This window comes from Streptomyces longispororuber, assembly GCF_014656095.1.
Lineage (GTDB): Bacteria > Actinomycetota > Actinomycetes > Streptomycetales > Streptomycetaceae > Streptomyces > Streptomyces longispororuber.
On record NZ_BNBT01000110.1, the window covers coordinates 16,280 to 29,594 of the forward strand.

Annotated in this window: 11 protein-coding genes and 1 pseudogene; 1 reads left to right on the top strand and 11 read right to left on the bottom strand. The window is 73.2% G+C overall.

Annotation, left to right across the window (positions count from 1 at the left end; all coding sequences use genetic code 11):
- Positions 1-79: 79 nt before the first annotated feature.
- From IE330_RS27160 to IE330_RS27210, 11 genes are all read right to left on the bottom strand, one after another.
- Entirely contained in the window at positions 80-1,201 is a 1,122-nt protein-coding gene (locus IE330_RS27160; RefSeq protein WP_190138767.1) for a polyprenyl synthetase family protein, read from the bottom strand.
- Positions 1,198-2,535, bottom strand: coding sequence for a hydroxysqualene dehydroxylase HpnE (gene hpnE, locus IE330_RS27165; RefSeq protein WP_190138776.1), 1,338 nt, complete (start codon positions 2,533-2,535; stop codon positions 1,198-1,200). Before hpnE ends, IE330_RS27160 begins: the two co-directional genes overlap by 4 nt.
- A gap of 655 nt (positions 2,536-3,190) precedes the next feature.
- Positions 3,191-4,141, bottom strand: coding sequence for a presqualene diphosphate synthase HpnD (gene hpnD / locus IE330_RS27170; RefSeq protein ID WP_190138768.1), 951 nt, complete (start codon positions 4,139-4,141; stop codon positions 3,191-3,193).
- Positions 4,138-5,040 carry a squalene synthase HpnC gene (gene hpnC / locus IE330_RS27175; RefSeq protein ID WP_190138769.1) on the bottom strand — a complete coding sequence of 301 codons (903 nt, stop codon included), beginning with the start codon at positions 5,038-5,040 and terminating at the stop codon, positions 4,138-4,140. The genes hpnD and hpnC overlap by 4 nt, the downstream gene beginning before the upstream one ends.
- A gap of 336 nt (positions 5,041-5,376) precedes the next feature.
- A complete protein-coding gene (locus IE330_RS27180) occupies positions 5,377-6,159 on the bottom strand; it encodes an ABC transporter ATP-binding protein (RefSeq protein WP_190138770.1) in 783 nt (260 codons plus the stop codon).
- Positions 6,152-7,081, bottom strand: coding sequence for an ABC transporter permease (locus tag IE330_RS27185; protein ID WP_190138771.1), 930 nt, complete (start codon positions 7,079-7,081; stop codon positions 6,152-6,154). Before IE330_RS27185 ends, IE330_RS27180 begins: the two co-directional genes overlap by 8 nt.
- A 115-nt stretch (positions 7,082-7,196) precedes the next feature.
- Positions 7,197-8,042, bottom strand: coding sequence for a glycosyltransferase family 2 protein (locus IE330_RS27190; RefSeq protein ID WP_190138777.1), 846 nt, complete (start codon positions 8,040-8,042; stop codon positions 7,197-7,199).
- Between the two features lie 44 nt (positions 8,043-8,086).
- Positions 8,087-8,866: a CDP-alcohol phosphatidyltransferase family protein gene (locus IE330_RS27195; RefSeq protein ID WP_190138772.1), complete on the bottom strand. Its 780-nt coding sequence runs from the start codon at positions 8,864-8,866 to the stop codon at positions 8,087-8,089.
- On the bottom strand, positions 8,844-9,908 hold the full coding sequence (locus IE330_RS27200; protein ID WP_190138773.1) for an iron-containing alcohol dehydrogenase family protein: 1,065 nt from the start codon (positions 9,906-9,908) through the stop codon (positions 8,844-8,846). The genes IE330_RS27195 and IE330_RS27200 overlap by 23 nt, the downstream gene beginning before the upstream one ends.
- Positions 9,896-10,648 (bottom strand): phosphocholine cytidylyltransferase family protein, encoded by a 753-nt coding sequence (locus IE330_RS27205; RefSeq protein WP_190138774.1) that lies wholly within the window; start codon positions 10,646-10,648, stop codon positions 9,896-9,898. Before IE330_RS27205 ends, IE330_RS27200 begins: the two co-directional genes overlap by 13 nt.
- Complete coding sequence (locus IE330_RS27210; protein WP_190138778.1) at positions 10,645-12,447, bottom strand: DUF5941 domain-containing protein; 1,803 nt, start codon at positions 12,445-12,447, stop codon at positions 10,645-10,647. The genes IE330_RS27205 and IE330_RS27210 overlap by 4 nt, the downstream gene beginning before the upstream one ends.
- Before the next feature lie 633 nt (positions 12,448-13,080).
- Here IE330_RS27210 and IE330_RS27215 point away from each other — a divergent pair.
- Positions 13,081-13,315 (top strand): annotated as a pseudogene (locus tag IE330_RS27215) (UDP-glucose 4-epimerase GalE); the annotation flags it as partial.

Sequence of the window (13,315 nt, forward strand, 5' to 3'; positions counted from 1 at the left end):
TCTGCTGGGTCCGCCGTCGGACACCGCCCTCACCAGGACGGTGTTCCGGCGACTGCGAGTCAGGTGTGCCCGATAGTGATCATCTCTTCCGTACGACGACGAAGTCGGCGAGCGCGGTGAGCTGCGCCCGCACCAGGTCCGGCATCCGGACCGTGTCCAGGGCCTCGATGGCGACGGTGTGCTGCCGCCGCGCCTCCTCGGCGGTCCACTCGCGCCCGCCCGCCTCCTCGATGAGCGCGGCGCGCGCGGCGAACTCCTCCTCGGAGAAGCTGTCGAAGTCGTTGCTCTTGGCGTCGGCGGCGAGCAGTTCGCCGAGCCGCTCGGACGCCGCGCCGCCCGCGGCCAGCGCGGCCACGACCGGCAGCGACTTCTTGCGCTGGCGCAGGTCGCTCCAGGTCTGCTTGCCGGTGGCCCCCGGGTCGCCCCAGATGCCGAGCAGGTCGTCCACGGCCTGGAAGGCGAGGCCGAGGTGGTAGCCGTACCGCTCCAGGGTGTCGGCGGTGGTGTCGTCGGCGCCGCCGAGGACCGCGCCGATGGAGACCGCGCAGGCGAGCAGGGCGCCCGTCTTGTTGCCCTCCATCTCCAGGCACTCCTCGACGGTGACCCGCTCGCGGTGCTCGTACGAGATGTCCTGCGCCTGGCCGTCGATGAGGGCGCGGCTCGCCGTGGTCAGGCGGCGCGTGGCGCGGCCCGCCTCGACGGTGCCGAGCTCCAGGAGGACCTCGTTGGCGAGGGCGAACAGGGCGTCGCCGACGAGGATGGCCTGCGCGGGTCCGTGCACCTTCCACACGGTGTCGCGGTGGCGGCGCTGCTCGTCGCCGTCCATCAGGTCGTCGTGCAGCAGCGAGAAGTTGTGCACGAGTTCGACGGCCACCGCGCCGGGCACGCCGACCTCCGGGGGCGCGCCCGCGGCCTCGGCGGACAGCAGCGCGAGCGCGGGGCGCACGGCCTTGCCGCCGTCGCCGTCGGCGGGGTTGCCCTCGGCGTCGATCCAGCCGAAGTGGTAGGCGGCGACGGTGTCCATGGGCGGCGCGAGGCGGTCGACGGCGGACCGCAGCACCGGGGTGGCCAGCGTCCGGCCCCGCTCGAGCAGCGAGGTCACGTCCACAGCGGCCGGTTCGGCCGAGGGCACAGTCGGCACAGTCTCTCCTCTAGTTCCGGTGCGGGGGTTCTGGGACGGCCCCAGAAGGTCGAGCGTCACGCCGCCTCCTCGAAGAGATGGTCACGGGGGCGGTCGAGTGCGGTCAGCGCGGCCCGTGCGGCGCTGATGCCGCTGCGTACGGCGCCTTCCATCGTCGCGGGCCAGCCGGTGGCGGTCCACGCGCCTGCCAGGTACAGCCCGCGCGCCTTGGTGTGCGCGCCCGGTCGCAGGCGGCCGACGCCCGGCGTCGGCGCGAAGGTGGCGGTGCGCTCCCGGGTCACGAAGAAGTCCAGGACGCGCGCGCCGTGCGCGGCGGGCAGGAGGCGCTCGAGCTCCGGCAGGTAGCGCTCCCTGAGCGCCGCCACGGGGGCGTCGATCTCGTCCTGGGCGGCGGACTGGGACACCGCGAGGTACTGGCCCGCGCGCAGGCCCGAGGCCTCGGTCCGGTCGAAGACCCACTGGACCGGGGTGCCGAGCGCGGCGAAGAAGGGCCGCTTGAGGACCTTGCGGTCGTACACCACGTGGACGTTGAGGATCGGCGCGGTGTCGATGTCGAGCAGCCGGTCCTGGTCGTCGAGCGCGCCCTCGGGCAGCAGGTCGTGCGCCTCGGCCTGGGGCACGGCGAGCACGACGGTGTCGGCCTCGATGCGCTCGCCGGGCACGTCGACGCGCCAACGGCCGTTGTCCGAGGGCGAGACGGAGGTGACACGTGTGCGCAGTTCGGTACGGACGCCCGCGGAGTCGAGCGCCTTGCGGGCGAGCCCGTCGTGGAGGTCACCGAGGGGCACCCGGGCCCAGCCGATGTCGGCGGCCCCCGGGTCGGAGAGCAGCCCCGTCTTGAACACCATCGCGGCCAGCCCGAGCGAGGCGTCGCCCGCGACGGCGTTCAGCGTGGCCACGCCCACGAGGTCCCACAGGGCCTCGATGGCGCGCGCCGACTGGCCGTGCGCGGCCAGCCAACTGCCGAAGTCCTGGTGGTCGAGCGCGGGGTCGGCCGGGTCGAGCCCCTTGAGGGCGAGCGCCGCGCGGCCCACCCGGGCGCGCTCGGCGACCGACAGGTGCGGGTAGGTGGCGAGGCTCGCGGCCAGGTGCAGCGGCACGGGCAGCGCGGTGCGGCGCAGCCTGCCGAGGCGCCCCCGGGTGGCGTCGAGCACGGGTACGTCGAGACGTTCCTGCAGCGGTGCGAGGTGCGCGCCCTCGACGCGGTCGAGGAACCAGCGGTAGGCGGTGCAGCAGCGCAGGTAGACGTGCTGGCCGTTGTCGACGGTCAGCTCGCCGCGCCGGAAGGAGAAGGCGAGGCCGCCGAGCCGGGGCCTGCCCTCGAGCAGCGTCACGTCGAGCCCGGCGTCGGCGAGGGCCAGCGCGCCGGTGATGCCGGCGAGACCACCGCCGATGACGACGGCCGACTTCCTGGCCGGGGCGCCTTCCGCGCTCCCCCGCGCCGTCGCCGCACGTGCCGCCGGGCTCGTGCCGGTCGCGGGTACCTCGTCGGGCACGGCATGCCCGTGCGTCTCGTCGGGCACGACATGCCCGTCCGTCGCGTCGGGCACGGCGTCCTCCTCCGGCACGGCGTCCTCGTTCGGCACGGCATGCTCGTCCGTCGCGTCGGGCACGGCGTCCTGGGGCCGGTGTGACGCGCTGCCTCCGCCGGGGGCGGTGCGGTCCGGTGCCGCCGGGGCGGGCGAGGTGTCCGCCGCCGACTTGGCCGAAGCCTCGGACGGTGTCCGAGGCTTCGAAGAGGCGTCGTCCGTCGCCGGGGCGGTGGAAGTCCGGTCCGCCGGGTCGAGGGAAGCGCTGTCCGCCGGTGCGGGAGAAGCGTGGCCGGTCGCCCGGGGCGCCGGGGCCCCGGTCGGGGCCCGGTCCGCGCGGGCGGCGGGGCCGGACGGGCGGCGCTCGGCGCGGCGGCGGCCAGGGCGGTCCGCGTCCGCGTCGCCGTCCCGTCCGGGCCGGCTGTCGTCCTGCGTCATGCGTCCTCCCTTTCGGCGGTTGCAGTCTGGGACGCCCAGGTCACGCGGAGGGTTGCCCGCCGGTCGGGGCCGCCGCGGCGGATCACGTACGTCTCCTGATGACCTGCCGCGAGACGCTGCGGGCGTCGAGGCCGGACAGGCCGCGCACGGCGACGTAGGCCTTCTCGCGCCCGGGCAGGGAGACGCGGCCCCGCAGGACCGCTTCCGGCTCCCGCTCGATGCGGTCGAGCAGGCGGCGGTAGATGCCCGCCATGGCCGCCACGCAGGCGCCGCTGCGCCGGTCGAGCAGGGGGAGCAGCCGGTAGCCCTCGGCGAACAGCGCGCGGGCGCGGCGCACTTCGAAGTGGACGAGCCCCGCGAAGTCGGACCCGGCGGGCGGCTCGGCCCGCGCGAACCCGGCGGAGCAGCCGAACTTGGCGAGGTCGTCGGCGGGGAGGTAGGTGCGGCCCTCCAGGGCGTCCTCGCGAACGTCCCTGAGGATGTTGGTGAGTTGGAGCGCGAGACCGAGCGTGTCGGCGTACTCCGGCGCGCGTTCCGCGCCCTGCGCCCCCGGTTCCGTACCGAACACCCCGAGCGAGAGGCGGCCGATCGCTCCGGCCACGCAGCGGCAGTAGACCTTGAGGTCCTCCCAGGTCTCGTACGTCTCGCCGCGCACGTCCATCAGGACGCCGTCGATGAGTTCGTCGAGGCCGCCGAGCGGGATCGGGAAGTGGAGCGCGGCGTGGCTGAGCGCCACCGCGACGGGGTCGGTGTCGTCCTCGGCGACGGCGCCGTCACGGATGCGGGCGAGCACGCCGCGCGTCTCCTCGAGCCGCGCCTGCTTCACGTCCGGCGCGAGCGCGCCGTCGCCGATGTCGTCCACGCGCCGCGAGAACGCGTACAGCGCGGACATGGCGCGCCGCTTCGGCGTCGGCAGCAGCCTGATGCCGTACGCGAAGTTGCGCGCCTGCTGCCCGGTCACGGCCTCGCAGTAGCTGTAGGCCGCGACCACCGGCGCGGACACGCGAGGTTCCGACTCCACGGTCCCGCTCACCCCTCTCCTCGCAGAACCGCACCCACCTCGCGCAGCGTGCGCGTCCTCGTGGGCTTCGGCGGCCTTGGAAGTACGTCGTATCCGGCGGCGGCGATCGCCGCGACGGCCGCCCTCCCCCCTGCCACGAACCCTGCCAGCAGCAGCTTCAGCCTGCCGTGGACGCTACCCACCAGGGGGGTGCCTTCATTCAGGAGGCGACGGGCGCGTTCCGCTTCGAATGCGACCAGGGCGCGCACCGACGCGCCCGCGGTGGGCGCGGCCAGGTCCCGCTCCTGGACGTGGAAGCGCTTCATGTCCTCGGCGGGCAGGTAGATCCGGTCGCGGGCGAGGTCCTCGGGCACGTCCTGGAGGTGCTCCACGATCTGGAGCGCGGTGCACACGGCGTCCGAAAGACGGACGCGCTCGGGCGTCGCGGTGCCGGTGATGGCGAGGACGAGGCGGCCGACCGGGTTCGCGGACAGCTCGCAGTAGGCGACGAGGTCGTCGTAGGTCTCGTAGCGCGTGACGAGCTGGTCCTGGCGGTTGGCGGCGATCAGGCCGAGGAAGGGCTCGGGGGTCAGGTCCCGGCGGCGCACGGTGGCCGCGAGGACCCGCAGCAGCGGGTGGCCGGGCTCCTGGCCGGCGGTGAAGATCTTGCGCAGATCGGCCTCGAAGGCGTCGAGCAGGGCGAGCGGGTCGCCCGCGGCCTCGGGTCCTGCGCCCAGGTAGCGGGCGTGCGCGGCGGAGCGGTCCAGGTCGGAGTCGCCGATGTCGTCGACCAGGCGGGCGAAGCCGTACACGGCCATGAGGTCCTCGCGCCAGGCGCGCGGGAGGAAGAACGGGGCCACGGGGAAGTTCTCGTCCGCGGCTTTGGCGAGGACGGCGGACGCATCGCGGAGCCGGAGATCGTCCGTAGCCATTGCCGTCACATCTCCCGTTCTACACTGCCTACCCAAAACATCCTATTTCGGACACGCCGCCAAGGCCGCCACGCGGTGCGCGGCGTTCCGCACCCGACCAGGAAGCGATATCGCCCCACTTGCCGCGAATCAGCACCGGTACAGCTTACGTTGTACAACGGACGGCGGTTCGTCGGGGCGTTCCGCACATCACAAGAACGCACCGATTGGCTCCAAGCTTCCCTGGACGCACGTGACTTGAGGGACAGCGGGTGGCCGGGAACACGTCAGGGCCCCGCCGGTTCGTCCCGGCGGGGCCCTGCTCCGTTCGGCCGCGACCGGACGGCGGCCATCCGGCTACTTACCGGTGAATTTCTCGTACTCCTTGATGACCTCGTCGGTCGGGCCGTCCATGCGCAGCTCGCCGCGCTCCAGCCACAGCACGCGGTCGCAGGTGTCGCGGATCGACTTGTTGTTGTGGCTGACCAGGAAGACGGTGCCGGCCTCCTTGCGCAGCTCGCGGATGCGGGCCTCGGAGCGCTTCTGGAACTTGCGGTCGCCGGTGGCGAGCGCCTCGTCGATCATCAGCACGTCGTGGTCCTTGGCGGCCGCGATGGAGAACCGCAGGCGGGCGGCCATGCCGGAGGAGTACGTGCGCATCGGCAGGGTGATGAAGTCGCCCTTCTCGTTGATGCCCGAGAAGTCCACGATCTCCTGGTAGCGCTCGCGGATCTGCTCGCGGCTCATGCCCATCGCCAGGCCGCCCAGGATGACGTTGCGCTCCCCGGTCAGGTCGTTCATCAGCGCCGCGTTCACGCCCAGCAGGGAGGGCTGGCCGTCGGTGTAGACCTTGCCGCTCTCCGGGGGCAGCAGGCCCGCGATGGCCCGCAGCAGCGTCGACTTGCCGGAGCCGTTGGAGCCGATCAGGCCGATGGCCTCGCCCCGGTAGGCGGTGAAGCTCACCCCGCGCACGGCGTGCACCTTGCGCACGCCCGGCGACTCGCTCCGTCTGATGATGCGGCTCAGCGCCGCCGTCGCACTGCCCTTGCCCGTCTTGCCGCCGTTGACCCGGTAGACGATGTGCACCTCGTCGGCGATCACGGTGGGGACGCGCGTCCCGGTGCTCTTGTCGTCAGCCACGGCCGTAGCGCTCCTCAGCCTTCCAGAAGTAGACGAAGCCGCCCGCGGCGACGAGCACGGCCCAGCCGAGCGCGACCGCCCAGACGTGCGGCGGCAGGTTCTCGGAACCGTAGCCGTCGATGAGGGCGAAGCGCATCAGGTCCATGTAGATGGCCGCGGGGTTCCACTGCAGGATGTCGGCGATCCACCCGGGGTGGTCCTTGAGCATCACCGGGATGGAGAACATCACGCCGGACGCGTACATCCACGTGCGCATCACGAACGGCATGAGCTGCGCCAGGTCCGGCGTCCTGCTGCCGAGCCGGGCCATGACCAGCGCGAGCCCGCTGTTGAACAGGAACTGCAGCGTCAGGACCGGGACGATGAGCAGCCAGGAGAGCTGCGGGTAGCTGCCGCAGCTCATCGCCACCACGAACAGCACGACCATCGAGAACAGCAACTGCTGGAGCTGCTGGAGCGAGAACGAGACGGGCAGCGAGGCGCGCGGGAAGTGCAGCGCGCGCACCAGGCCGAGGTTGCCGGAGATCGCCCGCACGCCCGCCATCACGGAGTTCTGCGTGAAGGTGAACACGAAGACGCCGGTGACCAGGAACGGCACGTACACCTCGCGCGACATGCCGCGGTCGGCCTTGAGGATCAGGCCGAAGATGAGGAAGTAGACGAGCGCGTTCAGCAGCGGGGTCGCGACCTGCCAGAGCTGGCCGAGCTTGGCCTGGCTGTACTGGGCGGTCAGCTTCGCCTGCGAGAAGGCGAGGATGAAGTGGCGCCGCCCCCAGAGCTGGCGGACGTACTCCGCGAGGCCCGGGCGGGCACCGCTGACGGACAGACCGTACTTGGCCGCGAGCTCGGCCGGGGAAAGCCCGTCGTCGGGCGACGGTGGCGCGGTCACCGCGACTCCACCGTCCTGCGTTGTCTCACTCACGAGTGGAAACTTTCGTCTTCAGATGCGCGGCCGGTCGGGCGTAGGCGTGGGCCAGTCGTGCTGAGGCCGGGCCGGGGACCGGGATACGGCCCGAATGTTGTCAGACCAGAGCTTGTCAGATGACAGGAGGTCGGCCCAGTCGCGTCAGCCGCCACACCGTACGCCACCGCATGGGCCTGCGCGGGCCGCACGGGGTGGTCCAGCCCTCCTTGAAGCCGCCGAACCAGGCCTTCAGCGCGGGCCGCGACGGGCGCCGGGCCAGGGTCAGGAGCAGCCAGACGCCGAGGTACACGGGGATCAGCACGGCGGGCAGGTTGCGGCGCGCGAGCCAGACGCGGTTGCGCGCGACCATGCGGTGGTAGACCGCGTGCCGGGAGGGGGCCGTGGTCGGGTGGTGCAGCACCATGTCGGCGCGGTAGTCGATCAGCCAGCCCGCGTCCAGGGCGCGCCAGGCGAGGTCGGTCTCCTCGTGGGCGTAGAAGAAGGCGTCGGGCAGGCCGCCGACCTGCTCCAGGACGCGGGTGCGCACGGCGTTGGCGCCGCCGAGGAAGGTGGTCACGCGCGAGGAGCGCAGCGGGTCGGAGGCGCGCAGCCGGGGCACGTGGCGGCGCTGGGTGACGCCCGTGTCGGGGTCGGCGATGCGGAAGCTGACGATGCCGAGCTGCGGGTCGGCGGCGAAGGCCTCGCGGCAGAGCTGGGCGGTGTCGGTGCGCGCGAGGAGGCCGTCGTCGTCGAGGAACAGCAGGATGTCGACGTCGGTGCCGCCGGGCCCGAAGGCCTCGATGCCGACGTTGCGCCCGCCGGGGATGCCGAGGTTCTCGGGCAGTTCTATGGTGCGTACACCGGGCGGGACGTCGGGCACGGGGGCGCCGTTGCCGACGACCACCACCTCGACCGGGTCGCCGTCCTGCTTGGCGACCGAGTCGAGCAGGGCGCGCAGCTCCTGCGGCCGGTTGCCCATGGTGATGACGACCGCGCCGACCTTGAGGGCGGATGCCGGCGCGCTCACTTCAGCCTGCTCGACGCGAGGATGGACACCAGGTGCAGCAGCGTCTGCAGGAGCGCGATGCCGGCCAGGACGGCGACGCCCAGGCGGGAGAAGAAGAGGTCGCCCCGGGCCGCGTCCACGAGCGCGAGGACGAGGATCAGCAGGGAGGCCTCGATGCCGAGGATCAGGCGGTGGAACTTCAGCGCGGCGGCGGCCTTGCGGGCCAGCGCCACCCCGGAGGCGCGCGGCACGGACGCCGACTCCTGGACCGGCGGCAGGCCCTGCTGGTGCCGGGCGACGCCGACGAGGTCGGTCTCCGCCTTGATCAGGATCGCGCCGAGCGCGGCGAGGGTGCCGAGGAAGGCCCACAGCCAGTCGATGCGGCCCGAGCCCCACAGGTCGGCGGCGCGCAGGCCGAAGCCGACCAGGACCGCGGCGTCGCACAGGTAGGCGCCGACGCGGTCCAGGTACACGCCGGACATCGAGTACTGCTTGCGCCAGCGGGCGATCTCCCCGTCGACGCAGTCGAGCAGCAGGTAGAGCTGAACGGCGACCACGCCGAGCACGGCGCCGGGGATCCCGGGCACCAGCAGGGCCGGGGCCGCGAGGACGCCCGCGACGGTCATCAGATAGGTGAGCTGATTGGGCGTGATCCTGGTGTTCACCAGGTACCGGTCGCAGCGCAGCGAGATCTCCCGCATGTACAGGCGTCCCGCCCAGTGCTCACCGCTGCGCCGGTCCTTCACCCCCGCGGGGTGAACGACGGGCCGGAGTTCAGCTACCGATGGCCTTGGCATAGTCGGCGTATGCGTCCTTGATCTGGTCGGTGTTCAGATTGAGGTGCTCGAGGATCGTGTAGCGGCCCGGCCGGGTCTGCGGCGCGTACGCGACGACCTCGACGAACTCGTCCACGGTGAAGCCGATCTCCTCCGGGAGCACCGGCAGGCCGTGGCGGCGCAGCACCTCGGCCATGTGCGCCGACTCCTCGTGGGCGCCGCGCAGGTGCATGGCGAAGGCGGCGCCGAGGCCGCACTGCTCGCCGTGGCTGGCGGCGCGCTTGGGGAAGAGCAGGTCGAAGGCGTGGTTGATCTCGTGGCAGGCGCCCGAGGCCGGGCGGGAGTCGCCCGAGACGGACATCGCGATGCCGGTGAGGACCAGGCCCTCGGCGAGCACCTGGAGGAAGCCGTCGTCGCCGACGCCTCCGGGGTGGCGCAGCACCGCTTCCCCGGCCTGGCGGGCCATCGCGGCGGCGAGGCCGTCGATGTCCTCGTCGCGCTCGCGGGCGGCGAGTTCCCAGTCCCGGATCGCGGAGATGTTGGAGACGGCGTCGCCGATGCCGGAGCGCACGAAGCGGACCGGGGCCTCGCGGATGACGTCGAGGTCGATGACGACCGCGATCGGGTTCGGCACGCCGTAGGAGCCGCGGCCCGCGTCGTTGTCGAGGGTCGCGACGGGCGAGCACAGGCCGTCGTGCGACAGGTTCGTCGCGACGGCGACCAGCGGCAGGCCCACCCGCGCCGCGGCGAACTTGGCGCAGTCGATGATCTTGCCGCCGCCGAGGCCGACGACCGCGTCGTAGCGGCCCTTCTTCATGGCGTCGGCGAGCTTGATGGCGTCGTCGAGCGTGCCGCCGCCCACCTCGAACCACTCGGCGCCCGGCAGCGAGGGGGCGAGCCGGTCGCGCAGGACCGCGCCGGAGCCGCCGCTGATGGCGACGGCGAGCTTGCCGGTGGACGAGCAGATCCTCTGGTCGGCGAGGACACCGGCCAGGTCGTTCAACGCCCCCGGCCGGATGTCGACGACGACCGGCGAGGGGATGAGCCTCGTCAGTACTGGCACGCGATCTCACGTCCCTTGGCGAGGTCGTCGTGGTTGTCGATCTCGACCCACGTGACGTCGCCGATGGGCGCGACGTCGACCTTGAAGCCGCGGTTGACGAGCTCCTGGTAGCCGTCCTCGTAGTACAGGTCGGGGTCGCGCTCGAAGGTGGCCTTCAGGGCGTCGGCGAGCTCCTCGGCGGCCTCGCCCTCGATGAGGGTGACGCCGATGTACTCACCGGTGGCCTCCGCCGGGTCCATCAGCTTGGTGATCTTCTGGACGCCCTTCTCGGCGTCCACGACGACCTTCATCTCCTCGTCGGCGAGCTGCTTCACCGTGTCGAGGGCCAGGATGATCTTCTTGCCGTCGCCGCGGGCGGCGAGCAGGGTCTTCTCGACGGAGACCGGGTGCACGGTGTCGCCGTTGGCGAGGATCACGCCGTCCTTGAGGGCGTCACGGCCGCACCACAGGGAGTAGGCGTTGTTCCACTCCTCGGCCTTGTCGTTGTCGATGAGGGTCAGCTTGAGGCCGTACTTGGCCTCCAGCGCCTCCTTGCGCGCGTAGACGGCCTCCTTGCGGTAGCCGACGATGATCGCGACCTCGCTCAGGCCGATCTCGGCGAAGTTCTTCAGGGTGAGGTCGAGCACGGAGAGCTCGTTCTCGGTTCCCTCGCCCACCACGGGCACCAGCGCCTTCGGCAGCGTTTCGGTGTAGGGGCGCAGACGGCGGCCGGCGCCGGCGGCCAGGACGAGGCCGATCATGCGGGTTCTCCTTCATCGTGTACGGCGGGTGCGCCGCGGTTGTGGGCGGTCACCCAGAAGCGGATGCTCTCGACGAGCACCACGAGTGCCACGGCCACGGCGAGCGCCGTGAGCGCGACGGTGAAATCTGTGGTTGTCAGCAGGGCGGCGGCGACGGTGACCGCGAGGGTCCTGCCTTCGTGTCCGCCGATCACCCGCACCAGCCAGCGCGGCGGCGCCACGACACCGCGAATGCGGTACACGGTGTCGTAGTGATGGTAGGCGACCGCGGCCACCAGCCCGAAAGCCGCAGGAAGGGCTCCGTTCACCTCCGCCTTGGCCGCGAGGACCAGGACGGTGGCGTACTCGGCGGCGCGGAAGAAGGGGGGCACCAGCCAGTCGAGGGGGCCCTTGAGCGGGCGGGCGACGGCGAGGCCCGAGGTGAGCACGTAGCCGAAGGCGGCGATGACCGGCCACGGGCTGCCGAAGGAGGCGCGGGCGGCGGTGGCGACGACGGCCGCGCCGCCGGCCAGGGCGAGGACCGGGGCCAGCGCCGGGAACCCCTTGAGCGTGGCGAGCGCGCCCGCGAAGGGCCCGGTGTCGGCGAGGTCGGCCAGCGCCGTGGCGGCCCGGTCGGTGCGGCGCGCCTTGCGGGTCAGCGAGCGCAGCACGCGGCCTGCGGTGGTGTAGCAGGCGGCGAGCGCGCAGCCGACCAGGAGCACGACGAACGTGACGCGCGGGGTGGTGAGCGCGGTCAGGACGGCGATCAGGGCCCAGCGCTCCCCGATGGGCAGCACGATCATGCGGCGCGCCCAGACCGTCCAGCCGACGCTGTCGAGCTTGTCGGAGAGGGCCGCGGTGGGGCTGGTGTTGGCGGAGGCGTCGTGATTGGCCTCGTTGAACGCGAAGTCCACGACGTGGCGGCAGGTCTGCAGGATCATCGCGCCGAGCGCCAGCGCCCAGACGTCGTCGCCGCCGCGGGCGGCGCCGAGCGCGAGGCCCGCGTAGTAGGCGTACTCCTTGGCCCGGTCGAAGGTCGCGTCGAGCCAGGCGCCGAGGGTCGAGTACTGCAGGGAGTAGCGCGCGAGCTGGCCGTCCGTGCAGTCCAGGACGAAGGAGAACAGCAGCAGGAGGCCGGCGGCGACGAAGCCGCCGCGGGTGCCGGTGGCCGCGCAGCCCGCCGCCGCCAGGGCGACGAGCAGCGAGGCGGTGGTGACCTGGTTCGGGGTGAGGCCGCGGCGGGCGCACCAGCGGGCCAGGTAGCGGGAGTACGGGCTGATGCAGTACGTGGTGAAGAACCCGTCCCGGGCCTTGGCCGCGCCGCGCAGCCGTACGGCCTCCTCGTCGACGGCGGCGACGGCCTGCCGGGCGGCGTTGCGCGCCTCGGGGTCGGTGGGCACGGTCGCGACCAGGGTGCCGAGCTCGGGCCGGTGCACGGCGGCGCCGTCGGCCTCCAGGGCCTGGGCGAGCCGGTCCGGCACGGCGTCGGGGACGGTCGCGACGGCCGTGCCGCGGCCCGTGACGGCCGCGGCGCGCAGCGCGTGCGTCAGCGCGGCGCGCGCCTCGGGCTTGACGGTGACGGCGCCGGGCACGGCGGCGGCCGGGAAGCGGGGGTCGGTCAGGGCGAGGCGCAGCGCGTGCGCGTGACCGACGAAGCGGGTGTCGACGACGGCGACGCGCCGGCCGGCGGGGACGGCGCGGACGAGCGCCTCCACGGCGGCGGCGTCCTCGGCGGTCCGCACGTCGAAGCCCAGGGACCGCAGATCGCCTTCGAGGGGCGAGCCGGGCACCGGCTGGCCGGTGAGGATGGCGGTCGACAGGACGAACTCACTCCTTGGTTCCCGGCGCGACTCGCGCGGGCACATGCGTGACAGGGGGGCGCCCTCGCCGGGGTGCGGCCGGGCGGCATGTCGGCTGAGGCTATCGGATGAAGGGAAGCGGGCGTTCACCGCCCGTTCACGCCCCGATCAGCCCGATCTACGGGGGGCCGCGCAGGCGGCGCGGCCTTCGATCGCCGCGATCATCATGGTCGATGGCGGCCCGCGGCCACAAACCGCGGGGGACCGACCCGCCCAAGCCCGCCCAAGGCGGACGCCCACGACCTGGCTGGTCACCGGCGGGGCCGGATACATCAGGGGCGGAGCCGGATGTATCGGGGCACACGTGGCGCGCGTCACGGCGGCCGCCGGGGGGCGGGTCGTCGCCCCGGCCCACGCGTCGTCGGGGATACCCGGGCGGCCGCCTGCGGACCTTCCTCCCGTACGGGGTTCTGGTACGGGGTTCGCGTAGGGGGTTCGCGTACCGGGTCCGCGTACGGGGTCCGCGTACGGGCTCCTCGCTCGACGGGCATCCGGTGCGGCGGGTGTGCGCCGAGTACGGAGTTCGGCGCCGACCGCCCACGCCCGACGGCACCTGCGCGCGCGACTACGGCTCCTGCGCGCGACTACGGGCGCGTGAGCGACCCGGCCGAGGCGCGCCTTGTCGCGGCCCGCGGGCCAGGCGCCCCCGGCGCGGACCTGACGTTGGACATCGGCCGAGGTGGAGGCGTTTCCGTCCGCGAACTTCTGGCGGTCGTCGCCGAGGTGACCGGGGACGGGCCGGTGCCCGTCGTGGCGCTGCGCCGCCGGGGTGCCGCCCCGCGCGCGGTGGCGGACGTGCGCCGGGCCGAGCGGGAGCCCGGCCTCACCG